At 61.0% G+C, this 24,275-nt stretch carries 18 protein-coding genes, 1 tRNA gene and 2 pseudogenes; 5 read left to right on the top strand and 16 right to left on the bottom strand.

The window, feature by feature from the left end; genetic code table 11:
* Positions 1–40: 40 nt before the first annotated feature.
* Together BREU_RS00595 and BREU_RS12610 are read left to right on the top strand one after the other, a co-directional pair.
* Positions 41–2,305: pseudogene (locus BREU_RS00595) on the top strand (HAD-IC family P-type ATPase); the annotation flags it as partial.
* 81 nt (positions 2,306–2,386) lie between these two features.
* Positions 2,387–2,674 (top strand): annotated as a pseudogene (locus BREU_RS12610) (YHS domain-containing protein); the annotation flags it as partial.
* Positions 2,675–2,897: 223 nt separating this feature from the next.
* Here the strand turns inward: BREU_RS12610 and BREU_RS00590 are convergent.
* The 6 genes from BREU_RS00590 to rpsF all read right to left on the bottom strand — a co-directional run bounded on the left by BREU_RS00590 (position 2,898) and on the right by rpsF (position 6,270).
* Positions 2,898–3,629 (bottom strand): MIP/aquaporin family protein, encoded by a 732-nt coding sequence (locus BREU_RS00590; protein ID WP_044089350.1) that lies wholly within the window; start codon positions 3,627–3,629, stop codon positions 2,898–2,900.
* 215 nt (positions 3,630–3,844) lie between these two features.
* Positions 3,845–3,917: transfer RNA gene (locus tag BREU_RS00585), tRNA-Lys, on the bottom strand.
* A 405-nt stretch (positions 3,918–4,322) separates the two neighbouring features.
* A complete protein-coding gene (rplI, locus tag BREU_RS00580) occupies positions 4,323–4,769 on the bottom strand; it encodes a 50S ribosomal protein L9 (RefSeq protein WP_044089349.1) in 447 nt (148 codons plus the stop codon).
* Between the two features lie 19 nt (positions 4,770–4,788).
* Positions 4,789–5,037, bottom strand: a complete 249-nt coding sequence (rpsR, locus tag BREU_RS00575; RefSeq protein ID WP_044089348.1) for a 30S ribosomal protein S18 — start codon at positions 5,035–5,037, stop codon at positions 4,789–4,791.
* Positions 5,038–5,225: 188 nt separating this feature from the next.
* On the bottom strand, positions 5,226–5,927 hold the full coding sequence (locus tag BREU_RS00570; RefSeq protein ID WP_044089347.1) for a single-stranded DNA-binding protein: 702 nt from the start codon (positions 5,925–5,927) through the stop codon (positions 5,226–5,228).
* Between the two features lie 49 nt (positions 5,928–5,976).
* Positions 5,977–6,270 (bottom strand): 30S ribosomal protein S6, encoded by a 294-nt coding sequence (gene rpsF, locus BREU_RS00565; protein ID WP_044089346.1) that lies wholly within the window; start codon positions 6,268–6,270, stop codon positions 5,977–5,979.
* 255 nt (positions 6,271–6,525) lie between these two features.
* Between rpsF and BREU_RS00560 the strand changes: the two genes are divergently transcribed.
* Positions 6,526–7,539: a ribose-phosphate diphosphokinase gene (locus tag BREU_RS00560; protein WP_044089345.1), complete on the top strand. Its 1,014-nt coding sequence runs from the start codon at positions 6,526–6,528 to the stop codon at positions 7,537–7,539.
* 104 nt (positions 7,540–7,643) lie between these two features.
* Here the strand turns inward: BREU_RS00560 and BREU_RS00555 are convergent, their stop codons facing one another.
* From BREU_RS00555 to BREU_RS00545, 3 genes are all read right to left on the bottom strand, one after another.
* A complete protein-coding gene (locus BREU_RS00555; RefSeq protein WP_044089344.1) occupies positions 7,644–8,483 on the bottom strand; it encodes a YggS family pyridoxal phosphate-dependent enzyme in 840 nt (279 codons plus the stop codon).
* 441 nt (positions 8,484–8,924) lie between these two features.
* Entirely contained in the window at positions 8,925–10,346 is a 1,422-nt protein-coding gene (locus BREU_RS00550) for an MFS transporter (protein ID WP_044089343.1), read from the bottom strand.
* Between the two features lie 224 nt (positions 10,347–10,570).
* On the bottom strand, positions 10,571–12,568 hold the full coding sequence (locus tag BREU_RS00545) for a glycoside hydrolase family 127 protein (RefSeq protein ID WP_081886457.1): 1,998 nt from the start codon (positions 12,566–12,568) through the stop codon (positions 10,571–10,573).
* A gap of 180 nt (positions 12,569–12,748) precedes the next feature.
* Here BREU_RS00545 and BREU_RS00540 point away from each other — a divergent pair, with 180 nt between their 5' ends.
* Positions 12,749–13,801: a LacI family DNA-binding transcriptional regulator gene (locus tag BREU_RS00540; protein WP_044089341.1), complete on the top strand. Its 1,053-nt coding sequence runs from the start codon at positions 12,749–12,751 to the stop codon at positions 13,799–13,801.
* 28 nt (positions 13,802–13,829) lie between these two features.
* Here BREU_RS00540 and BREU_RS00535 read toward each other — a convergent pair whose 3' ends face one another.
* The 5 genes from BREU_RS00535 to dnaB form a co-directional block, all read right to left on the bottom strand.
* Positions 13,830–15,530 (bottom strand): ABC1 kinase family protein, encoded by a 1,701-nt coding sequence (locus BREU_RS00535; protein WP_052381975.1) that lies wholly within the window; start codon positions 15,528–15,530, stop codon positions 13,830–13,832.
* A 220-nt stretch (positions 15,531–15,750) separates the two neighbouring features.
* Complete coding sequence (locus BREU_RS00530; protein ID WP_044089339.1) at positions 15,751–16,026, bottom strand: phasin family protein; 276 nt, start codon at positions 16,024–16,026, stop codon at positions 15,751–15,753.
* Positions 16,027–16,161: 135 nt separating this feature from the next.
* Positions 16,162–16,914, bottom strand: coding sequence for a type 1 glutamine amidotransferase (locus BREU_RS00525; RefSeq protein WP_044089338.1), 753 nt, complete (start codon positions 16,912–16,914; stop codon positions 16,162–16,164).
* 115 nt (positions 16,915–17,029) lie between these two features.
* Positions 17,030–18,427 (bottom strand): Mur ligase family protein, encoded by a 1,398-nt coding sequence (locus BREU_RS00520; RefSeq protein ID WP_044089417.1) that lies wholly within the window; start codon positions 18,425–18,427, stop codon positions 17,030–17,032.
* A gap of 265 nt (positions 18,428–18,692) precedes the next feature.
* Entirely contained in the window at positions 18,693–20,123 is a 1,431-nt protein-coding gene (gene dnaB / locus BREU_RS00510; protein WP_044089337.1) for a replicative DNA helicase, read from the bottom strand.
* Positions 20,124–20,429: 306 nt separating this feature from the next.
* Between dnaB and BREU_RS00505 the strand changes: the two genes are divergently transcribed.
* On the top strand, positions 20,430–21,779 hold the full coding sequence (locus tag BREU_RS00505; RefSeq protein WP_044089416.1) for an MATE family efflux transporter: 1,350 nt from the start codon (positions 20,430–20,432) through the stop codon (positions 21,777–21,779).
* Positions 21,780–21,855: 76 nt separating this feature from the next.
* Here the strand turns inward: BREU_RS00505 and BREU_RS00500 are convergent, their stop codons facing one another.
* Complete coding sequence (locus tag BREU_RS00500) at positions 21,856–23,682, bottom strand: [protein-PII] uridylyltransferase family protein (protein ID WP_044089335.1); 1,827 nt, start codon at positions 23,680–23,682, stop codon at positions 21,856–21,858.
* Positions 23,683–23,935: 253 nt separating this feature from the next.
* Positions 23,936–24,274, bottom strand: a complete 339-nt coding sequence (locus BREU_RS00495; protein WP_003828096.1) for a P-II family nitrogen regulator — start codon at positions 24,272–24,274, stop codon at positions 23,936–23,938.
* Position 24,275 lies beyond the last annotated feature (1 nt).

Below are 24,275 nucleotides of genomic sequence, written 5' to 3'. Positions count from 1 at the left end.
ACAATGTGAGCTGAGTAAGACAGGAGCAGGAGGAACGAACATGGGGTTCAACATTTTTGCGTTGGTGGCCGCCCTGCTGGTTGCAGCCGCTGCAACTTGGGCGACCCTGCGGTTTTTCTTTGCCGCGCAGCAGGGTGAAACAGGCATCGTCACCGACGGCAAGCAGCACGCGACGATTACCGTCAAAGGCGGATACTCTCCTTCTGTGGTGAACATGAAAGCCGGCATGCCCATCAACCTGACCTTCGACCGCCAAGAAACCGGCGAATGCACCTCGCATGTGGTGTTCGGCGATCTGGGACTTGACGCCATGCTTCCGGGGAACACCCGCACAGACGTGCAACTTCCGGCACTGCCTGCCGGAGACTATCCATTCGCCTGCGGCATGAACATGGTGCACGGATCGTTGCACGTGGAAGGCGAATCGGACGTCACGCTCGCAAGCCTCCAGTCCACCGCGGCATCCAACACGCCCAACGACGCCGCATCCGCAGAACAGCGCGAGTCCCAGGAGCGACGCAACGAAATCAAGTCCTTCACCAAACTGGTCATCGTGGGCGCGATACTGACCATTCCCGTCTTCGCCACCACGATGTTGCATATGGCTGACCCGGAATTGGTACCGCATTGGATGGTGAACCCTTGGCTGCAGGCCATATTGATCACTCCAGTGATGTTTTATTGCGGACACCCGATCCATAGTGTCGGTTTCCCAGCCTTGGCGCATCGCTCACCAGACATGAACTCGCTGGTGTCCTTGGGCACCAGCGCCGCGTACGTATACAGCCTGGTCACATGCATTGCTCCGTGGGTCTTCCCTGAAGGGTCACGTGAACCGTATTTCGAATCCGTCGGAGTGGTCATCACCTTGGTGCTCCTCGGTCGGCTGCTGGAGAACAAAGCCCGCGAAGGCACCGGAAAGGCCGTGCAATCGCTGATTCGTCTGCGTCCACGTGTCGCCCACAAGCTCCATGACGGCATTGACTTCAGTAACAGTGCGGCCGCCCAGTGGCTCATCCCCGAGAACAGCACCGATATCAGTTCCGACGCAATAGCCATCGGCGACTTGCTGGTGGTACGTAACGGTGAACGCATACCGACGGACGGCACTATCGTGGCCGGCGAAGTCATGGTAGACGAATCGATGATCACCGGCGAATCCAAACCCGTCGCAAAAACAACCGGCGCTTTGCTTACCGGTGCCACCGTAGTCATGAAAGGCGACTGCGTCATGCGTGCCACGCAGGTGGGTGCCGATACCGTGCTTTCGCAGATCACCGCGATGGTTGCACGCGCACAGGCCACCAAGGCTCCGGTTCAGCAGATGGCAGACCGTATCGCACGGTATTTCGTGCCAGCGGTGATGATTATCGCGATTTGGACGTTTGCAATTTGGATCTCCGTGGGGCCAAGCCCGCAGCTGGCCCATGCGCTGGTTACGGCAGTCAGCGTCCTCATTATCGCTTGCCCGTGTGCACTGGGTTTGGCGACGCCTCTTTCCGTTACCGTGGCTCTTGGCCTGGGCGCCACCAATGGCGTTCTGGTCACGTCCGCCAAAGCTTTGGAACAGGCACGCCGCATCGGCACTGTGGTCTTCGACAAAACCGGCACCATCACACGCGGCGTAGTCGATGCCGACGCCGATTGGAACAAGCCAAGCTACGAGCAGGACACCATCAAAGACGGTTCAGCCGAAGCGATTGCGGCATTACGCGCGCGCGGCATTCGTACGGTGATGCTGTCCGGCGACAAAGCCGACGTAGCCAGCCGTATCGCACGCGAGGTCGGAATCGATACCGTGATCTGCGAGGTCAAGCCTGATGGCAAAGCCCATTGGATCAAACAGCTGCAGATGGAACGCGACAACGCACACTCCACAACCGAGCATCATGGCGCAACTACTTCCAGTAACAGCGCCACCACAGTTCAAAAGAAAGCGGAGTCCAATCTGATCGCCATGGTCGGCGATGGCATCAACGACGCACCGGCACTGGCCCAGGCTGATCTTGGCATCGCCATCGGCACCGGCACAGACGTGGCCATGCAGTCGGCTGACGTGACCCTGATGAGCGGAGACCTGAGAGGCGTACTGAAAACCATCAATCTCTCCGAAGCCACGATGCGCAACATTCGCGAGAATCTGGGATGGGCTTTTGGATACAACCTCATCGGTATTCCGATTGCGGCGGGCATACTATACCCGTTCACTGGATGGCTGTTGAGTCCGATGATTGCAGGCTTGGCCATGGCTTTGAGCTCCGTCTGCCTGGTGCTGAACGCAAACCGGCTTCATATGGCTTCTATTACCGAGAATCCCGCCAATAGAAGCACAGACGATTCAAAGCCAACAGCATCCTCCGTTGCGAATGGCTTCAAACCCGGCAACCAGGAGCCCACTATCATCATTGACAGCCATACCGAATTCACACACTTGTCCGAACCGACACACCATACAGAACACACCATCAAGGAGAATCCAATGGATATGAACATGCACATGCATCACGCCGCCCCGACCGAGGGCGAGACCGCCACCGATCCCGTATGCGGCATGACTGTGGCGGTGAACGCCGACGCCATCACGCGCGAGTACGACGGCACAACCTACTACTTCTGCGGCGAGCACTGCGCCAAGAACTTCGACAAGGCCCCGCAGATCTTCCTAGAGAAGTAACTTCTTCTTCCGCACCGGAAGAGCTTCAAGAAGTGGCTCAAGACCGCAAGAGGCTCAATAAGGATTCAATAGAGGTTCAATACCACAAGAGGGCTCCATCCCGTGTGAACGGGTTGGAGCCCTCTTACATGTGAGCAGCCGTTTGAACAACTATGAACAACTGTCCCAACAGTTGTCCGAAACAACTATGAACAACTGTCCCAACAGCCGTCCGAAACAACTGTCAGTTGAAGAAGACCACGAACAGCCACGCGCCGACGATTGCGCCCACGATTGGAGCCACCACCGGAATCCAGGCCTCGTTCCAGCGGGAAGAGCCCTTGCTCGGGATCGGCAGGATGGCATGCAACACTCGCGGCATCAAGTCACGGGCCGGGTTCAGGCCGGGGCCGGTCGGACCGCCCATGGAGGTCACAAGACCCCACACGATGAAGCCGACGACGATTGCCGCAGCGGCCGGATCCTTCTCGCCCCACGGATCCATCAGGCAGCACAGCGCGCCGAAAACGAGCACCAGCGTACCGAACATCTCGTTGAGGAAGTAGTTGACCTTCTTGTCGTCCGCATCGGTGGTGCAGAAGGTGGCGAAGATGGCATCGGCATCCTCGGTCTCCTTGTAGTGCGGGTAGTAGGTCAGATAGACGATGAACTGGCCCAGAGCGGCGCCGAGCAGCTGCGCGATGATGTACGGCAACACCTCATTCCATGGGAACATGCCGTTGACGGCCTGGGCGATGGTCATGGCCGGATTGATGTGCGCACCGGACACCGCGCCGAACATCAGCACCGGGAACATCACGCCAAAACCATAGCCCATGGCGATATTCAGCCAACCGGCATGGTGGCCCTTGGTGTTCTTGAGCTCGACATTGGCAACAGAGCCATTGCCGAAAATCATCAGAATGGCGGTGCCGAAGAACTCGGCAGCCAACTTGGTAAAGAGGGAGTATTCCACTGCTTCTTCTTTTCTCTCTGCCGTGAAGCAGGCACAACTACCCCACGGCCTTCGGTATGATTTGAAATCCGTTCGCGGATCCACCGACACGTTTACGCTGGACGCGAAAGCAAACGAGGCGATTGTACACATCGCCCCCTGACGAAATCATTGGGCGAAAGCCATGACGATGCAATAACAAAAAAAGCCGGAATCTTTCGATTCCGGCTTGTCTGTGCCCCCGCAGGATTCGAACCCTGGACACGCTGATTAAGAGTCAGCTGCTCTAACCAACTGAGCTACAGGGGCTTGGTTAGATGTTGAAGTGTTCCTTGCAACAGGTGATAAATATACTCGGATTCTAATCAGATGCAACCTACGGCGTGTCGCCTGTAATTCCAACGATTTGAAAATACCGTCCGACGCCCACAGGCATTCCGAGCACTTCACGTCATACCCGTCAATTCAACGACTTCACACAATCATCACATATATATATACGCGCGTTCCCTGCAGATCGGCGATGCGACGCAGCTCGTCGGTGCAGCTCGTCGGTGCAGCTCGTCGACCTCTGCTGTCACATTCTGGCGCATACTACATGCATGCCGCCCAAAAAAGAAAGCCCCACACCGCGCGATACGCGCAGGTACGGGGCTTTCGATGCTTAAGCTCAGACTCTTAGCCTGAAAGATTCCAGCGTGACGCCGGAATGGTTCACTCGGCCACGACCTTCACGAAGAAGGAAGCGGTGATCTCCGGGTGGAGGGCCACCTTGGCGGGGAAATCGCCGGTGGTCTTGATGGTCTCGACCTCGATGGCCTTCGGGTTCACCGAAGCCTTGTCGGACAGAGCAATCGCGATGGCCTCGTTGGAGATGCCACCGAACAGCTTGCCGGACTCGGAAACCTTGGCGGCGATCTCGACGGTAGTGCCCTCGATGGCAGCCTTGGCAGCCACAGCGTCCTCACGGGTGGCGACGGCCTTGGCCAGACGAGCGCGCTTCATAGCGGTGATCTGAGCCTCAGCGCCCTTGGTCCAAGCGAACGCCAGCTTCTGCGGGAACAGGAAGTTGCGAGCGTAGCCGGCCTTCACGCTGACGACGTCGCCCGGGTGACCCAGGTGAGCCACGGTCTTGGTGAGAATAACCTTAGTTTCAGCCATTGTTCAAAGCCTTCCTAACTCAGCGACCGGAAGTGGCGTACGGCAGCAGAGCCATCTCGCGGGCGTTCTTGATAGCCTTGGCGAGCTCGCGCTGCTCCTGGACGGTCACACCGGTGATGCGACGGGAACGGATCTTGCCGCGATCGGAAATGAACTTGCGCAGCAGCGCGACGTCCTTGTAATCGATCTCGGAAATCTTGGCAGCCTTCAGCGGATTCGGCTTCTTCTTGAACGGCTTGACCGGCGGTTGCGGCCTCTTACGGGACATGATGTTCTCCTTAAAAATCTATGATTTGATTGCTGCTGTTCAGCTGGTTATGCAGTTATGCAATATGGCCACCAGTACCGTTGTCAACGGTACTTATGCGGCGCAGACTATGCTCGGCCTGCGTCAGACCTTGTCGGACCGTCGTGCAGAATCCGCACGGGCAGTCCAGTTGTGCAGGGAAGCGGAAATCAGAATTCCGGCTCGGAATCGTCGCCTCCGAAATCGGAGGAAGCGCCGAACGTCGAGAAGCTGCCGGACTGCGAAGAACCGGAGCTCCATGGATCCACTGCAGGGGCAGAAGCAGGTGCGGACTGGGCCGGCTGCTGGGTGTACCCAGCACCACCTTGATAGCCACCGCTGTAGCCGCTTTGGCCACCCTGTCCGTAACCGGACTGGCCACCGTTGTACCCGCCATTCGGGGCACCCTGACCACCCTGGTTGCCATAGCCACCGCCTTGCGCGGCGCCCTGACCGCCCTGGAATCCACCGGAACGACCCTGGAATCCACCCTGGCTGGTCTGACGGGTCACCTGAGCGGTGGCACGCGACAGCGCGGGGCCGATCTCATCGACACGCAACTCGACAACCGTACGCTGGCTGCCATCCTGAGCCTGATATGAGCGCTGGGTCAGACGACCCTGCGCGATCACACGCATGCCCTTGGACAGGCTGCCGGCGATGTTGGAGGCCAGCGACGAAGCGCGGCCATCCCATGCCGAGCAGTTCATGAACAGCGTGTCGCCATCCTCCCACTGATTCGTATTGCGGTTGTACGTGCGAGTGGACGCGGCGATGGTGAAGTTCACCACCGTCGATCCGTTGCCGATCGTACGCAGCTCAGGATCACGGGTGAGGTTGCCGACCACGGTGATAACGGTTTCGCCTGCCATGCTTTGCCTTCTTGATTTACCAGCTAGAACAGCTGACTACACGCTAAACTCAGGCGTCCTTACGAAGGATCTTCGTACGGACCACGGATTCGTTGAGGTTCAGCACACGATCGAGCTCGGCGCTGAGAGCGGGCTCGGCGGTGTACCTCACGACGACATAGTTGCCTTCGGTCTTACCGGCAATCTCATAGGCGAGCTTGCGACGGCCCCAGTAATCGGGCTCATCGTAAGAACCGCCTTCCTTGGTGATGAGCTCCAGATACTGCTCGGTCAGCTTCTTCAGACCGCGCTCATCCAGCTCAGGATCGGCGATGAACATCAGTTCGTACTTATGCGCAGACATCACCCACCTCCTTCGGACTATTCGGCCGCGGACGTTCCGCGGCAGGAGTGTGTATACGCTTGCGCCCTCAAGGCACGCATGCACGCACCTCTTTCGGGCAACTTGTACATGGTACGGCCACGGCAAGACAGGCGGCGATTCGCTCTCAACGCACAACCTCTCAACACATTCGCCACATCGCGGCCCTGCGCGCTCAGGGGTGCTTGTACACTGGATGAGGCTGAAATTCACTACAAGACAAAAGGATGCGAAGGCATGTCGGCGATTCTTGAAGGCACTCCGGATAAACGACTCGTTCTGGTCACGGGCCGCGCCTACCCCGAGCTGGCTGAGAAGGTGGCCGAATGCTTGGACACCACGATTCTCGATACCACTGCATACGACTTCGCCAACGGCGAGATGTACGTGCGCTTCTCCGAGCCGGTGCGCGGCGCGGATGTGTTTGTTCTGCAGTGCCACTCAGGCGATATCAACAAGTGGATCATGGAACAGCTCATCATGATCGACGCGCTGAAACGCGCTTCCGCCCGGTCGATCACCGTGGTCGCGCCATTCCTCGGCTATTCGCGCCAGGACAAGAAGCATCGCGGCCGCGAGCCCATCACCGCCCGCCTGATCTTCGACCTCTTCCGCACCGCCGGCGCCGACCGCATCATGACCGTCGACCTGCATGCCGCACAGGAACAGGGATTCTTCGACGGCCCGGTCGACCATCTGACCGCCATGCCGGTACTGCTCGATTATGTGCGCTCCGCCATCGACCTGAGCAATGCGACCATCGTCTCCCCGGATGCGGGCCGTATCAAGGTGTCCGAACAGTGGGCTGCAAAACTCGGCAATCTGCCGCTCGCCTTCATCCATAAGCAGCGCGACATCACCCGACCGAACCACGCCGAGGCACATGGCATCATCGGTGACGTGCACGACCGCGATTGCGTGGTGATCGACGACATGGTCGATACCGCCGGCACCATCTGCGAAGCGGTACGCACGCTGAACGAATCCGGCGCAAAGTCGGTCACTCTGGTGGCCACGCACGGCCTGCTCTCCGGCCCGGCTGTAGAGCGCCTGCAGAAGTGCGGCGCCAAGGAAATAGTGTTCATGGATACGGTGCCAATCCCCGAATCCAAGCGCCTGCCGAACATGACGGTGCTGTCCGTGGCGCCGCTGCTGGCCGCCGGCATTCGTTCGGTATTCGAAGAAGGCTCTGTGGCGACGCTGCTCGAGGGACTGCCCGAGGATATGCGCCCGCGCAACATCTACGCGTAATCGGCGATCGGTGCCACGGCGCACCGATAAGACTCGATATGACAAAGGCCTGTCAAACGATAGCAGTCGCTTGACAGGCCTTTCGCATATGCATGCATCCATACTCAGATGAACGCACGTTCGCCGAAGATGGCGGTGCCGACGCGCACTATGGTCGAGCCTTCCTCGATGGCGAGATCCATGTCGTGGGTCATGCCCATGGAAAGCTCCCGACAGTTCGCCGTACCCTCCGCACCGGACGCGAGAATCTGGTCACGCGTGCGACGCAGATGGGCGAATCCCGCGCGAATCACACGCTCGTCATCCACATGGGCCCCGATGGTCATCAACCCCTGCAATTCCAAGCCTCCCATCGCTCCGATCCGCTTGGCCAGATCGATGGCATGGCTCGGCGCACAGCCGGATTTCGACTCCTCGCCGGACTCGTTCACTTCCAACAGCACTCCGACCGTGATGCCGCGCATGGTGGCACGCCGGGCGATCTTCTCCGCCAGTTCAATCGAATCCACGGACTCTATGGTATTCACCACCGGCAGGACCTTGCCGATCTTGTTGGCCTGCAGCTGGCCGATGAGGTGGAATGGTATCGATTCCCGTTCGGCTGCGCGCGAATCCGAGGCGGCACCCGCAGCACCGGCAGCACCCGCACCCACCACGCCCAAGTCAAACCCGCGCTCGGCCAGCAGCTTCGCAAGACCGGGCGTCTTGACTGCAATCTCCTGCGGCCTGTTCTCGCCGATCATGCGAACCCCGGCATCGATAGCAGCCAGAATCTCGCCGATATCGCGGGTTTTGGTGGCGGCCAGCAGCTTGACAGAGCCAGCCGAACGCCCCGCACCCGATTCCGCCTGCGCGATGCCATCCATCACCCGGTGCACACCATCCGCGATCTCCTGCGCGCGCGTGACATCGATGATCTCGTTCGTCAGATCCTTGTGATCCATATATGCAATCAACCCATACCCCCTATCACAAAGCATGCTACGCCAAAGTGCACTATGCCGAATAGTACCGAAAGCAGCCCGACTCCGTAACCGTCACCCAGTGGCCTGTCTCGTAATTGGTTGAGCGATTCAGCTTTTTCTCTCCTCCAGTCAGCTTCGCTGACAGCTCGTCCTGCAAGTACGGACGCGCTCCGCGCGGCATCCAGCTGGCTCGCCTGTCGGCTCGCACGTTGCCTACAAACAGCTCCGCTGTTTGCCTCACGGCAACGTCTCGTCAGAGGGGGCCAACACCACTCAGACCACTCAGACAAATACGAGACTGGCTCTTGGTGCAGCAACGCAATAGCGATATGCGCCCGGCAACCGTAGTCACCGGACGCATATCGCTATTGAGAGGAAACTGATTATCGCAACATAATCAGCGGCGTGGCAGAATCGCTATCAGGCGTTCTGCTCGGCCTCGGCGAGAGCCTTGGCGTGACGCTCGGCCAGCTCGGCCTTGATCATCGGCTCCATCTTCTCGTACTTGCGGTAGAAGCACATGATCACGCCGACGATGATGTAGACGATCACCGGCAGCCAGATGAAGCAGAAGCTGATGGCGTCGAGCGCGGACTGCGGCTGCTGCTCAAGGTTGGCATCGTAACCAGCGGCACCCATGATCTCCAGCGGCAGGAAGGCGCCGAAGCCGGAGCCGACCTGGATGCAGAAGGCGGAACCGACGGCGGTCAGGAAGCCTGCGGCGTGGATGCCGGTCTTCCATTCGCCGTAGTCGACGGTGTCGGCGAGCATGCCGAACGGCATACCGATGGCGATGGCGGCACCGAGCACACCGATGGTCCAGAAGATGACCAGCAGCGGCACGTTGTGGCCGGCGAGCGGCATCAGGGCCTGGCCGAGACCACCGATGACCAGACCGATGATCATGGTCAGGGTCTTGTTCTTGGTCTTGTTCGCGATGATCGGCATGGCGATGGTACCGAGCAGACCAATCACCTGAACGCCGTTGAAGATGGAGGTCAGGTTGCGGTTTTCGAGTACGTACTGCGCGTAATAGGTGGACACACCGTTACGGGTGGACTGGGCGACCCAGTAGATCACGAAAGCGACGACCAGGATGATCCACGGCCAGTTGCCCTTGGCGGCCTTGAGGGAGTCGCTCAGCGGGATCGGCTTGTTGAGTTCCGGATGGTAGTTGCGCTCGTTGAGGTTCTTGAAGGAGAAGAGCAGCAGGATGATGGCCACGACGCCCCAGATAGCGGTGACGATCATGAAGCCGGTCTTGTCGCCGCCACCGAACTGGACGCCGAACCAGCCAACCAGCGGGATGGTGAAGGACGAGGTGATGAAGGAGCCGATCTGGCCACCGGCCATACGGAAGGAGTTGGCATTGTTGCGCTCGGTCGGGTCGGAGGTGAGGTTCGGCAGGATGGCGGTGATAGGCGTCTGGATACCGGTGTACACGGCGCCGGCGGCCAGGATGTAGGTAATCAGGGCGTACCAGAACTTCGGAGCGCCGTCAGGCAGGCTCGGAGCGGTGAAGGCGATCCACACGGTAATCGCGAACGGCACGCACAGCCAGAGGAACCATGGACGGCTCTGGCCCCACTTGGTGTTGGTGTGATCCACGATGGAGCCCCACACCACAGCGGAGATGGCGTCGGCGAAACGGGCCACCAGCAGGATGGTGCCGGCACCCAGCGCACCGGCGGCCGGGATGTGGAACACGTTGGTGTAGAAGTACATGATGTACGACGAAATGGTCACATACAGCAGGTTGCCTGCCATATCGGTGAAGGAGTAGGCGATCTTCTCCTTGACCGAGAGCTTCACTGCGGAAGCGTCCTGAGTTGCTGCACTCATTGTTTTCCTTCTTCTTTGATGTGTTGCTTGGTACAACAGTGTTGTAATTCCGTGCCGTCCCTTCAGTGGGGCGACACGGACGGCGGCGGGCCAGACGAAGCACTCGGCGGATCAGTAGCTGGCGTACCTCTGCTCATCTTCGTCTGAGGATTCCCGTCGCCGAAATCTTATGGATGCGACCCCGGCCTGATTGAGTAACCAGGCCGAGCGCGAACAGGCTCGAATCAGAAGTCGGAGTCGAACCAGACCTGCATCTGGCCGACCTCGCGGTTGGCCCATGCGTAGTACGGGATGAGCTTGAGGTCGTAGGACTTCTCCCCGACCGGATGCTCCTCGACGTCGGCGAACAGCGGGAAGTCCTCCTCGTCATGCGTACGCTTGGTGGCCGGGATGGTGATGACCTCCACACCGTCGAGCTCGCCGAAGTGGTATTCGGCGCGGGCGCGACCGGCATCATGGCTGCCAATGTGGTAGTTCCACAGCGGGGCGGAGTTGTCGGCCTCTTCGGCGCAGAACACAATCGGTCCGCGCATCACGGCGATCTTGCCGATGTCGTGACGAACCAGGGTCTTGGAGCGCATGAACTTGACGGACATGTCCAGATCAAGGGTGATTTGGGTCTGGCCGGAGGTGACCTCAATGGTGACGAAGCCGTCCTCGATCGGCAGACGACGGGCGTCCTCGCCGTTGACCTTGAGCTCGTGCTGGGTGGCGGACCAGGACGGGATACGCAACAGGAACTTCACCGGCTCGACACCTTCCGGCACGTCCACGGTGAACTCGATGTGGCCGTCCCACGGGAAGTTGGACTTCTGGGAGACCTTCACGCCGTCGAAGAATTCGGCGTCGTTCGCGATGAACTGGTGGGCGATGATCTCGCGCTTGTCATCGTGCACGGTGTACAGGTAACGGTCCACCGAGGCGATCAGACGCGCGATGTTGGCCGGGCAGCAGGCGCAGCCGAACCATTCGGCGCGGTGCATGAGCACGTGGTAGCGGTCCGGGTTGTGGTCGGTGGCCTCGGGATCAGCCTCAAGGGCGTTCACGTAGTAGAAGTGCTTGCCGTCGAGCGCGATGCCTGCGATGGAGCCGTTGAAGAGCTCCTTCTCGAGCACGTCCGCGTATTCGCCCTTGGTCTCCAGCTCAAGCATCTGCTTTGCCAGGAAGCTCATGGCCACGGAGGCGCAGGTCTCGCCGTACATGGTGTCGTTCGGCAGGTCGTAGTCGTAGGTGAAGGCCTCGCCGACATGGGTGGAGCCAACGCCGCCGGTGATGTACATGCGCTTGGTGACGATGTTGTGCCACAGACGCTTGGCGGTCTCCTCAAGCTCCTTGTCGCCGGTCAGGCGGGCCACGTGGGCGACGCCGGTGAGCATGTAGCCAACGCGCACGGCGTGGCCTTCGGCGGTCTGCTGCTGGCGGATAGGACGGGCGGTCTGGGTGTATTCGTGGGTCCAGCCGCGCATCTGCGGGAAGATGTCGGTGGAGCCATCGCCGATCTTCTCGTTCTGCTTGTCGTAGAAGCTCGGGTCCTTGCCGCGCACGTCGATGAAGAACTTGGCGAGCTTGAGGTACTTCTCCTCCTTGGTGACCTCGTAGAGGCGGGAGAGCGCCAGCTCGATCTCCGGGTGGCCGTCGGCGCCGGGGATCTTGCCGTCCTCTTCACCGAAGTTGGCGTCCAGGCAGGCGGCCATCTTCTCGGCGACTTCGAGGGCCTGCTGGTTGCCGGTGACCTCGAAGTAGGCCACGGCGGCCTCGATGTAGTGGCCCATCACGTACATCTCGTGGGACTGCTGGATCTGGGAGAAGCGCTCACGGTTCTCGAACGCGCCGGACTTGATGATGTACGGGGTGTCGAGGTAGCCATCGTCCTGCTGGGCGCGGGCAATGAGGTCGACCAGCTTGTCGCACAGGTTCTTGAGCTGCTCGTCCGGCTCGTAGGCGAGGGAGTAGGCGGCTTCCTCAAGCCACTTGTACACGTCGGAATCCTGGAAGACGAAGCCCTTGAACTCGCCTTCCTCGTCGCCTGCGGCGATGCGCAGGTTGCGCACTGCACGGCTGTAGTGATAGTCGATGTCCTGCTTGGCGCCGGAGGGGTCGCGCGGGATGTCGATCTTCTGCTCGTCGTTGATGACCGCCCACTGATAGGGGATCACTTCCTTGGCGACGTTCTCACGGTACCGTTTCCAGAACGGTGAAGTAACCGTGACGTGCTGGCTCATGGTTCGTCCTTTCCACATTGTAGGTGCTGGCTGTATCGCATTGTCTTTACGCGCGGAAACAGGCTGCTATGCCGGCTATCTCCGCACTCTCACCGCTTGCAATTGTTGATGGTATGCGCATGCCGTCCGGCTGATTCACAGGTCTTGCGAATGCGAAATTTTTCGCTTACCGTATGGACTATGAGCCGCAAACCCACCCTTGCTGACGTGGCCAGACTGGCCAATGTTTCCGTTGCCACCGCATCCAAAGCGCTGAACAACACGGACCGCGTATCGGCCAGCACCCAGCGTGACGTCATCGAGGCCGCCAAACAACTCGGCTACAGCAAATCCAACAAACTGCACCACGCCACTCGTCGCTCGGGTCTGATCGGATTGATCACATCCGATTACAACGGCCGTTTCGCCCTGCCCCTGCTCACCGGTGCCGAAAACACGCTCGGCGCATCGAATCACGCCGCCCTGCTCATGAGTTCCCACGGTCGGCCAGCACTGGAGAAAAGCCATATCGACCGGCTTGCGGCGCATGGTGTGGACGGCTTGATCGTTGTCGGCGACACCACGAATTCACGGCCGCCGCTTGACCCACGCACCACGATGGGTCTGCCGGTCATCTATGCCTATGATCCTTCCCGCGACCCACGGGATTGCAGCATCATCTGTGACAATATCGGTGCCGGCGCGCAGGCCATCGAATACCTGCTCAGTATCGGGCGGCGATACATCGCCATCATCGCCGGCCCGGAGGATTTCCAGGCGGCGAAAGACCGGGTGCTGGGCGCGCAACGGACGTTCATCCTCTATGATTTCCAGCCGGTGGCGATACTGTTCGACGCCTGGAGCGAGGAGTGGGGCGAGCGGGCGGCGCGATTATTGGTCGAACGGTATCCTCATCTGGATGCGATCTACTGCCTGAGCGACGAAATCGCGCGCGGAGCAGCACGCGGACTGTTGGCCATAGGCAAACGCATCCCGCGAGACGTCGCCATCATCGGCCACGACAATTGGTTCGTGTTCGCCTCGAATGCGCATCCGACCTTGACCACATTCGACAACAACATCACGATGCTGGGCAAGACCGCCGCGCAGTTCATTCTCGATGCATTGGCGGGCCGGCCGCACCACGGCGTCACAACGATAGAATGTCCGATGATCGTCCGCGAGTCCACCGAGGCGAAACGACGCACCGCGCTGGAAAGCACCGGCCGCGTCTACGAACGTCAGATCTCATGAATCCGGCGCAGCACGCCGCCCGACTACCCTACCGCTTCTTCGTCTTGCGGCCCTTGAGGTAGATGTCAATCACGATCCAAACGCCGAGCACGAACGCGGTGACGTATCCCATGAAGCCCACGATTGGGATGCCGAAAATGATGGGCTTCATGCCGGCGTAATAGACGATGGACGAGCCGATGAACAGGCCGACCACAATCAATGCCATCGTGAGTCGGTTCACCATATCGGAGAGCAGCTGGAACGGCTCCTGCGAACCCACCAGCTCCATGTTCATGCGCAACTGGCCGCGCGTCAGCATGCGCGCCGCCACGTTAAGCTCGCTCATCGCGCCCAGCGCGCTGTGGAGCGCCTCATGGCTCTCCAGACCCAGCGTCTTCAGCTCGTCTTTGGCTGCTTCGACGGTGGTTTTCGACGTGACGATGTGCCGGGAGATGATCTCAATCATGTTCACATCGGGGATGAATTCGTCAAGCAGCCCCTCGAGCGTGACCAACGCACGCCCCACCGTGGTGATGCTGCTGGGCACTTCGATGCCGTGACGCTGCGCGAGCGAGGTGAGCGCGGTCAGGAAGGCGGCCAGATCGAGGTCCTTCAGATCCACGGTGCCGTATTCCTTGACGATGACGTCGAGATCGGCGAGCAGCGCAGGGTAATCAGCCGGATCCGCATCAGCCCCGGCGAAGCGCAGCAGGCCGTCGGCGAGCTGGGGGGAATCCTGTTTGGCGACGGCGAAGATCATATCCTTCATCACCGCACGGGTCTTGGCGTCCAATCGACCGGTCATGCCGAGGTCGATGAGCACAATCTTTCCGCCGCGGATGATGATGTTACCCGGGTGCGGATCGGCATGGAAGAAGCCTTCGTCGAGGATCTGCGTGGCGTAATTGTCTACGAGCTTGGTGCCGATGTCCTTGAGATCATAGCCGGCGGCCACCAGTTCGCCGGCGTGTGAGACGGAGATGCCATCCACATAATCCATGACCACCACGTGCTCGGTGCACAGGTCCGGATACGGAGTCGGACAGTCCATGTATTTGAACCGTGAGGCGTATCGCTTGAATTCAGCCAGATTGCGCGCCTCGACAAGGAAGTCCGTCTCCGATTCGAAGGTGTCCCACAGCTCCTCGACTACGCCCTGGAGATCGACGATCTGCGAGGTGCTGATCACCTTGGTGGCGACTTTGGCGATGGAACGCATGATGGACACGTCCTGCGCCATGGTCTCGCGCACACCCGGGCGCTGCACTTTGACGGCCACGTCCTCGCCGGTACGCAAGGTGGCGCGATGCACTTGGGCGAGGGACGCCGAGCCCAGCGGTTTCAGATCGATGTGCGCGAAGACCTCATTGGCCGGTCGTCCATACTCTTCGGACAATACGTCCAATACCGTGGCGTATGGCATGGGGTCGGCGTCCGCACGCAGTTTGGCGAGTTCGTCGCAGAAGCTCTGCGGCAAAATCTCCGAACGCATCGAGAGAATCTGGCCGACTTTAACGAAAGTGGGGCCGAGCGCCTCGAACATCAGACGCATCTTGACCGGAGTCAGCCCCTTGAGCGCATCGAATTGGTTGACGATACGCACGATTTGCGCCAGACGTTTGGCTTTGCTGCGACGGGTCAGATGATAGCGCTCGGAGAAATCATCGCGCCGGGGACCGAAAATCCCAATGGTTTCGGTATTCGTCGCGGCCCATTGCGCGTATGCCGCGGTCGGACGGTCGGGAATATCATTCGGCTTGTCGTCGTTCGTGCCATGAGCGGCACCGGCGGCAGCCTGCGACTGGGAGGAAGACGTTGGGGCAGACGTTGCGGCACCGGCTCCGAGGCCACCATCCGCAGCGCCCGAACGAGCGTCTTCAGAGGGATGTTGTGCCGAGGTGCCGCTTGCGCCGTGCCGCACCGCCTGTTCCGTTGTCTTGTCAGTCACGAAAATGATCAGTCCTTAGTCAGTCCTTGTTGGAGTCGTCGGCGGCATCCGCAGCCGGTTCCTCGGCCGGTGCGGCATCGGCCTTGGCGGCGTCCTTGTTGGCGTCGTTGACCAGAGCCTCGCCGACCTTGCGCTTGAGCTCGGTGTTCAGGGACTTGCCCTGCTCCACAGTCAGCTCACCCTTCTTGACCAGATCGTCAACAATGGCGCTGCCCTTCTCATATCCCGTAGCCAAGGCACCGATGCCAGCCAACAGGACCTTGCGGACACCATCGCCCAAATCGAAATCAGCCATAATAACCCCTCCTTCGAGGCTCGACGCGGCCTGCTGCCCCGTCTCTTACTGCTAAGCCTAGCGCAATCGCAGGCCGATGGCGTTAGGCTTAGCGGATGATTTCGCCTAAGGCGGCGGGGCGTGGAGCGCGGTCGATCAGCGCGGACGGGCGGCGGCAGATTCGCGCGCGTGCGCGGCAGTCCTGTCGAGTTCGGCGAGCGCTGCCGCCTGTTCCTTCGTCTGGTCGGCGGTATCGAACGAACCGTAGCGGCGTGACACGGCGGCACCGATCAGAAAATCGCTGACGGCAGGGTTCTTGGGCAGCAGCGAGCCATGCATGTAGGTGCCGATCACGTTGTGTACGCGGGCACCTTCGGTGTGGTCCTTGCCGTTGTTGCCCCGGCCGTCGGCATCAACAGTGCCCAACGGCTTGACGCCTGGCCTCAGGAAGGTCTGACCGGAATGGTTTTCGTAGCCGATCACGTCACCGAACTGTTCGGAATGCTCCACCAGATTGCCAATCATGCGCGCATCCTGGCCGACAGTGTATGCGCCGATGATGCCGATGCCGTCGAGCCTCGTACCGTCCACGGTTTCGAAATACTCGCCGAACAGCTGGTACATGCCGCAGATCATCAGCATCGGCGTACCTTCCACTGCGAGTGCGCGCAATAGGTTGGCGCGCCGGTAGAGGTCGTCGATGATCTTCTTCTGCCCGGTGTCCTGTCCGCCGCCGCCCAGAATGAGGTCCACGTGATTGGGCCAGTCGTCACCCTGGTTGTATTGGTGGATGACCGGCTCATAGCCGTAGAGTTCCAGACGGCGACGAATGGTGAGCACGTTGCCGGAATCGCCGTAGATGTTCATGTCTTTCGGATACAGGGACATCACATCGATGGTCTTGGCCATGTCGATTCCTCCTTGTCTTGTCTGATGAGCGGCTTGTTGTGAGGCATGCACTGCGCTCCCGCCAGCCAGTGCAGGTTGTGCGCATCCGGTTTTGCCTACGGTTATTTGACTAGGTTTATTTGCCTACGCCGGCGTCGCGTACATCGGCGATGCGGCCCAATATCGCACGGGTCTTGAGCATGGCGGTGTACGTGCAGTAGATGTGCTTGCGGACACCGGGGTTGGCGGTCACGAATGCGCTGACCGCCTGTTCGAGGTCGGGATCCGTGGCGGCGACCGGCACCTGGTCGTAGCCGAGGCGCAGCGCCATGTCCCAGGCGCGCACGCCGGAAACCATGGCGACGCCGGACGCGCGCAATGAGGTGAAGTCCACATCCCACAGCCAGCTCATATCGCGACCGTCCGCGTATTCGTCGTTGATGGCGATCATCGTGTCGGCATGCGACGGGTCGAAGCTGGCGAGCGAGAGGCGGAATCCCATCGGATTCTTGACCAGCAGCAGTTCGACCGGCGAGCCGTTGACATCGATGACCTCGCCGCGGCCGAACGCCGGCGTGACGCGGGCGACCGCGGCGATGAGCTCGTCGGCGCTGACCGAGCAGGCGTTGGCCGCAGCCAAGGCTTTGCGCGCCGCTGCTGCATCGCGCATCACCGCGCGCACCACGGCGAGCGCGGCGGCTGCGTTGTACAGGTTGTAGACGCCTTCGAGCCGGACTGCGGTGGCGTAATCCCGCCCGTCCATGTGGAAGGTGGCCTGATGGTCGCCCACAGCGGCGAGCGTCACGTCGGCGTCCTTCTCTCCCCCAGTCAGCTGCGCTGACAGTTCTTTTGTCAGAGGGGGCCGGGAGGTGGAGCCGTCTTCCACGCTGACGGTGGTGGCCATGTCGTCGTCGGAGGGGAAGTAGTGCTTGAGACCGTCCGCCAAGCCGAAGTAACGCACCGAGGTGCCGGCCGGAGCCTTGGCTGCGAGCGCGGCGATGCGCGGGTCCTCACGGTTGAGCACCACCGTGCCGGTGGTCGCTTCGGCCACGCGGCTCAACAACCTGGCAGTGGTGTCGATTTCGCCAAAGCGGTCGAGCTGGTCACGCATCACGTTGAGCAGCAGGGCGTATCGCGGCTTGACCTGCCTGACGAAATGCACCGCGTACGCCTCGTCCAGTTCCAGCACGGCGATGTCGGCATCCAGCTTGCCGCCGAGCGTCACTTCGGTGAGCAGTGCGGAGACCACGCCGCGCACGAAATTCGAGCCGGTGGGATTGGTGAATACTTTGAGTCCCAGATCGGAGAGCATCGAGGCGACCATACGGGTGGTGGTGGTTTTGCCGTTCGTTCCGGACACCAGCACCACGCCCAGCGGCAGCTGGCCCAGAGTACGGGTCAGGAAGCCGGGGTCGAAGCTTTCCACGATTCTTCCGGGAAGCGCCGAACCGCCATGCTTGGTGACGCGGGACGCGAATCGGACGAACCGGCCGACCGGCACCGTGGCGAACGCATACCACGGGGCGCGGGGCATAGGCGATGCGCCTCGACGGCCAATCACCGGGTGGGCGGCCACGTCCTTGTCCGGAACAGTCGCTTCATCCGAGTTCATCTGCCCCTGCGGTTCCCCGATAGAAGTCCCATCATGCGCAACAGTATGTGAAACAGCATGTGAAACATGCTGTTCAGCGTGTGGAACATCTCGTGAAACATGCTGTGCACTGCCTTGCACACCATGCTGCGGCGCATCAGAAGCAGTACTCGGCACTGCATCCGGCTCATGCTTGGCATCGGCATGATCACACCCCCTGGTTGGCGTTGTAGTCCTGCGGCATGTCCTTGAACTTGGACGTGGCGCCGAGGAAGGCGAGATGGAAGGTCTCGGTCGGACCATTACGGTGCTTGGCCATGATGATGTCCGCCTCGCCCGGACGGTCCTCTTTATCATAGAAGTCCGGTCGGTGCACCAGGAACACCACGTCGGCGTCCTGTTCGATGGAACCGGATTCACGCAGGTCGGACAGCTGCGGCTTCTTGTCGTTGCGCATTTCGGGACCACGGTTCAGCTGGGACAGGGCCACCACCGGCACCTCCAGCTCCTTGGCGAGCAGCTTCAGCGCGCGGGAGAACTCGGAGACCTCCTGTTGGCGGGATTCGACGGCCTTGCCGGAGGTCATGAGCTGCAGGTAATCGATGACCACGAGCTTCAGGTCATTGGTCTGCTTGAGACGGCGGCACTTCGCACGGATCTCCATCAGGGACATGTTCGGGCTGTCGTCGATGAACAGCGGCGCGTTCTGCATCTTGGTCCAGAACTGGTTCAGCGTGTTCCAGCGCTCGGGCGTGATGTCGTCCGCGCGACGCAGCGCGGCCATCGGGATGTTCGTCTCGGCGGAGATGATGCGCTGGGCGAGCTCCACCTTGCTCATCTCGAGACTGAACACGATGGTGGTCATATTGTGGTGCAGCGACGCGGCACGCGCGAAATCGATGCCGAGCGTGGACTTGCCCATGGCAGGACGTCCCGCGACGACGACCATCTGTCCGGGCTGCAGGCCCTGCGTCACATCATCGATGTCGCGGAACCCGGTCGGCACACCTTTGTTCACCAAACCCTGCTGGAGCTTGTCGAGCTGGTCGAGGGCGTCGTGCACCACCGGGCCGATGGCGGAATAATCCTGCCGCACCTTGCCCATCGACATCTCATAGACCTCGGATTGGGCGAGATTCACCACATCCTCGGCCTGCGAACCCTCAGCGGAATAGCCCAGCTGCGCAATCTTGGTGCCGGCGGCGATCACATTGCGCAGAATCGCCCGCTGATGGACGATCTCCGCATAATACATGGCGTTGGCGGCGGTGGGCACCGAAGCCACCAGACTGTGCAGGTAATCGGCGCCGCCCACCTTGTCCAGATTGCCGTCCGCCAGCAGCTGATTGGCCACCAGCACCACGTCCACCGGCTGACTGGCGGAGAACAGGTCGATGATCGCCGTATAGATCGTCTGATGCTTGGGCTGATAGAAATCGTTGACGTCGATGGTCTGCGAGACTTCGCCGATGGCGTCCTTGCTCATCAGCATGCCGCCGAGCACCGCCATCTCCGCATCGTCGTCATGCGGAGGGACACGGTCGAAAATCGGGTCGCCCGATGTAGTCGGGCCCTGGCCACCGCGCGCGCGGTCGCCGCCGTACCCATCCTGATACGAACGTTCACTTCCTTCTGCCATAGCCCCCAAGTATAAGAGCTCGATGTGTATGAACCGTCAGCAAGCCGTTCATCGAATCGTCGTCGAACCATCAGCTCGCCGTAAGCACTCCGTACGCGAGCCGTTCATATGGAATTCACCCTGAAGTCAGCGCCGCGACACGCGCGGGGCACAAATGTGGATAGAAAAATTAGTTATCCACATTTTGGGGATAACTAGGTGGATAATCCACTGAGTTATCCACATAATGGGGATAACTTGGTGGATAGTCTGGGGATAACCTTTCGGCGTGAAGGAGGCAGGTTGCGCAACGTAGTCAAGCATGATATGCAAGCGGACGTGCATCACCAATCCCCATCCTCCCGCGAGACGAACCGACGGATTCTCGCGCTGGCGCTGCCCACCTTCGGCCAGCTCATCGCCGAGCCCACGTTCATCCTCATCGACACGGCGATCGTGGGGCATATCGGCGACGCCGCGCTGGCCGGCCTGTCCATCGGCTCCACCATCATCCTGACCGCCGTGGGCCTGTGCATCTTCCTTGCCTACTCCACCACGGCGCAAGTGGCTCATCTGCTCGGCGCAGGACGCCGGCGCGAGGGCCTGCAGGCGGGCATCGACGGCCTGTGGCTGGCATTGGGCATCGGCACGGTGCTGTCGATCGGCCTGTTTGCGGCTGCCGAGCCATTGTGCCGGGCGCTTGGAGGCAGCGGCGATGTGCTGACGCAGGCCACGACCTACACGCGCGCGATAGTCCTGGGCGCACCGGGCATGCTGCTGGTGTATGCCGCCAACGGCATCTTCCGCGGACTGCAGAAGGTCCGCATCACGCTGATCGCGGCGGTGAGCGGCGCGGTGCTGAACACCGCACTCGATATGCTCTTCGTGTTCGTGTTCCGTTGGGGCATCGCCGGTTCGGGCGCGGCCACGTTGATTGCGCAATGGTATATGGGACTGTTTCTGGTGGTGCCGGCCATCCTGTGGGCTCGGGCGGACGGGGCGAGCCTGCAGCCTCGATTGCAAGGTATCGCGGCCGCCGGCGGCGACGGACTACCGTTGTTCATCCGTACGCTGGCGATTCGCGCGGCGATGGTGGCCACGGTCGCCTGCGCGGCCCGCATGGGCACTGCGGTGCTGGCAGGCTTCCAGGCCGTGAATTCCTCATGGAACTTCGCGATGAACATGCTGGATTCGGTGGGCATCGCCGGTCAGACGTTGGTGGCCATGGCGTTGGGCGCCGGCGACCGGAACCAGGCCCGGACGCTTACCCGCGCAACCGGCCGTGCGGGACTGATGGTCGGGGCGGTCATCGGCGTGGGATTCGCCGCGATTGGCTTGTTTGCCGGACGCTTCTTCTCCCCCACCGCGAACATCCAGATTCTGGTGGCCGTGGGCATGGTCACGATGGGTGTCTTCTTCCCACTGCAGGGCTGGATGATGGCCATTGACGGCATCCTCATCGGAGCACGCGATTATCGGTATCTGGCGGGAACCTGCACGCTGACGGCATTGGCGTACATCGCCGTTCTCTCGCTGGTGGCCGGCGGTGTGGCCCCGCAGCTGCCGAACGACCTGCTGCGCACCGCTGTGTTGTGGACCGCGTTCAACGTGGTGCTGATGGGCGGGCGCGTACTGTTCAATGGGCTGCGCGTGCGAGGCGATGCGTGGATGCGGTAGGTCACAACAATTACGACTGTCTTCTCTCCCCATCCGGCCTCGCCGGGAATCCCCTCGCTAGAGGAGGCTCGGATTGCTACATGGCGGCGCGCACGGAGGCGTACATGGTGTGCACGATCTGCTCGCGCCACTTGGACCATCCGTATTTCTTGGTGATTGACTCGCCGGCGGTGGCACCGAGGGATGAGCCATCAGCCCGGGTCAGGTCGAAGAGCATATCCAGCAGCAGCTTGTCATGGTGCAGGCGGTCGGCCAGTTCGGCCGCCGTTGCGGGGTCATTGGGGTCCTTGCCGGTGGCGTATTCGGAAAGCGTCAGGTGCTCGCGGACCAGAATCGTGGCCCAGTCGATGATGTTCTGCGCATACCCCATACGTTTGAGGATCACCGGAACATGGCGGGCCCCTTCGGCCGCGTGGTCGGCCACGAACGCGCGTTTGCCGATGTCGTGCGTGATGGCGGCGAGCAGCAGCGTCTGATAATGCTCGTCATCGTAACGGCCGCCGGACGGGGTGTCACGCGTGATGCGCGAGGTGACCTCGACCATATGGCGGTCGATGGTGTACCGGTGGGCGGCCGATGCGGACGGACGGTTGCGGATGCCCAGCCATTCCGGCATCCATCGGCCCGGGATGTCCACGAAGTCGATGCTTTCCCACACATTCATGAGCTCCGGCCCGCAGGCGAGCAGCCGTACGAACAGTTCACGGGATTCAGCGTCCCATTGGTTGTCACGAATCGGACATTTCTTGAGATTGACCAGCGTGGACGGATTGATGGGCAGGCCGAATTCGCCCGAGGCCACAGCCATGCGCAACGCCAGTTTGGCGTCCTTGGCTGGTTCGACGCCGGGGGCGAGCACCAATTCGCCTTCGTGCTTGGCGATGCCGGGGGCCACGATGTCGAACTGCGGGGCCTCGCGTTTGCCGCCGGCACGCTGGGAGAACATCTGGAAGAACGCGAACCGAGGCTTCTCGTGGGTCAGCGAATGCTCGGCGCGGGATGCGGTGGAATCCAGCGCAAAGGAGATGCGGCGACCGAGCCGGGCGAGCAGCGTCTGCAGATCGTCAATCGAATAGGCGGCACGTTCGTCTTCCGGCCATGTCGGGTCGGCAAGGCCGAGCATGGCGGCCACCTTGGCCTGATACGGGGTGAGCAGCAGATTGGTGTCCTTGTTGGCTACCAGATGGATGCAGTCGCGCACGTCAAGCAGACGCTCCACGGCTTCGTCATAGCTGCCGTGCGGACGATCGGCCAGCCATGATGTGGCCAGGGCGGAGATCAGCACCGAATCGCGCAGACCGCCACGCGCCTCCTTGATGTCCGGTTGGTTGACGTACTGCAGCCTTGCGAACTCGTCAAGGCGTGATTTGGCGGAGTCCAGCAGTTCGGGCAGGCGTTTGCGTGCCGCCTTGCGCCAACGCTCGAGGATGGACGCAGCCGTGGTGCGGATAAGCTCGGTGTCGCCGGCGATGGGCTTGACATCCAACCATCCCATCGCAGCCGGCAGGTCATGGTCGGTGACCTCCTCGCACTGGGTACGGGTACGAATGGAATGGTCAAGGTCGAGGCCGCTGTCCCAGAGCGGGTACCAGAGTTTGTTGGCCAGTTCGTTGAGCTGCTGGTCGTTCACGGCGCGCGGCTCGTAGATGATGACCAGATCCAGGTCGGAGCTGGGGCCGATCTGGCCTCGTGCCAGCGAACCGACCGCCGCGAAGCCGATGCCGGCCGCCGGCACGGTGAACGAGACGGCCGTGCACGCCTCATCCCATAGTTGAGTGAGGCACTGCATGGCCAGTTCGGTGCGTGCTGCACGCTTTGCCGGACCATTCCGGTAGACACCGTCGTCATCCGGCTGGCTCATCGCCATGAATCGTTGCTTCAAACCATCTACTGCCGAAGTCATTGCCTCAGATCTTTCTTCAGATGTGCACTTCTGCGTTACGAGGGGCTGTTTCAGGCTTTTCGGAACACCTTCCCGCAGAGGCTAAACAGCCCCTTGTAACGCAGTTGCAGCAGTACCCACGAGTTACCCCCATGTCCGTATGGGAAACAACCCACATATGACAGTCCCCGCACGGCGACAATCGCAACGTGCGGGGACCTTGTCTTATCGATAGTCCGAACTCCTGCATACCACCGGAAGCCCGGACGCCTCATCAGATCGCGGCGGAACCGGTCTCACCGGTACGCACGCGGGTCACGGAATCCAGCGGGGCGACCCACACCTTGCCGTCGCCGATAGTGCCGGAGCCGGCGGACTTGACGATCACACCGACCAGCGTCTCGGCGTCGGCGTCATCGGCCAGGACCTCGATGCGGATCTTCGGAATCAGATCCACCGTGTATTCGGCACCGCGGTAGACCTCGGTGTGGCCGCGCTGACGGCCGTAGCCATTTGCTTCGGACACGGTCAGACCGTGCACGCCGGCAGCTGCGAGAGCTTCCTTGACGTCGTCGAGCTTATGGGGCTGGATGATAGCGGTGATCAGCTTCATC

The organism is Bifidobacterium reuteri DSM 23975, assembly GCF_000741695.1.
In the GTDB taxonomy this organism is placed as follows: Bacteria; Actinomycetota; Actinomycetes; order Actinomycetales; family Bifidobacteriaceae; genus Bifidobacterium; species Bifidobacterium reuteri.
The sequence above is the reverse complement of the archived record's forward strand: the minus strand, read 5'-3'. Positions and strand labels throughout refer to the sequence as shown.

Coding starts and splice junctions, on each gene's coding strand:
- BREU_RS00555 (WP_044089344.1), bottom strand. CDS start 8,483: ATGGATCACAAGGATCTGACGAACGAGATCATCGATGTCACGCGCGCG.
- BREU_RS00505 (WP_044089416.1), top strand. CDS start 20,430: ATGCAAGCGGACGTGCATCACCAATCCCCATCCTCCCGCGAGACGAAC.
- rplI (WP_044089349.1), bottom strand. CDS start 4,769: ATGGCTGAAACTAAGGTTATTCTCACCAAGACCGTGGCTCACCTGGGT.
- BREU_RS00560 (WP_044089345.1), top strand. CDS start 6,526: ATGTCGGCGATTCTTGAAGGCACTCCGGATAAACGACTCGTTCTGGTC.
- BREU_RS00570 (WP_044089347.1), bottom strand. CDS start 5,927: ATGGCAGGCGAAACCGTTATCACCGTGGTCGGCAACCTCACCCGTGAT.
- BREU_RS00550 (WP_044089343.1), bottom strand. CDS start 10,346: ATGAGTGCAGCAACTCAGGACGCTTCCGCAGTGAAGCTCTCGGTCAAG.
- rpsR (WP_044089348.1), bottom strand. CDS start 5,037: ATGTCCCGTAAGAGGCCGCAACCGCCGGTCAAGCCGTTCAAGAAGAAG.
- BREU_RS00540 (WP_044089341.1), top strand. CDS start 12,749: ATGAGCCGCAAACCCACCCTTGCTGACGTGGCCAGACTGGCCAATGTT.
- BREU_RS00545 (WP_081886457.1), bottom strand. CDS start 12,568: ATGAGCCAGCACGTCACGGTTACTTCACCGTTCTGGAAACGGTACCGT.
- BREU_RS00500 (WP_044089335.1), bottom strand. CDS start 23,682: ATGACTTCGGCAGTAGATGGTTTGAAGCAACGATTCATGGCGATGAGC.
- rpsF (WP_044089346.1), bottom strand. CDS start 6,270: ATGTCTGCGCATAAGTACGAACTGATGTTCATCGCCGATCCTGAGCTG.
- BREU_RS00495 (WP_003828096.1), bottom strand. CDS start 24,274: ATGAAGCTGATCACCGCTATCATCCAGCCCCATAAGCTCGACGACGTC.
- dnaB (WP_044089337.1), bottom strand. CDS start 20,123: ATGGCAGAAGGAAGTGAACGTTCGTATCAGGATGGGTACGGCGGCGAC.
- BREU_RS00530 (WP_044089339.1), bottom strand. CDS start 16,026: ATGGCTGATTTCGATTTGGGCGATGGTGTCCGCAAGGTCCTGTTGGCT.
- BREU_RS00525 (WP_044089338.1), bottom strand. CDS start 16,914: ATGGCCAAGACCATCGATGTGATGTCCCTGTATCCGAAAGACATGAAC.
- BREU_RS00520 (WP_044089417.1), bottom strand. CDS start 18,427: ATGCCCCGCGCCCCGTGGTATGCGTTCGCCACGGTGCCGGTCGGCCGG.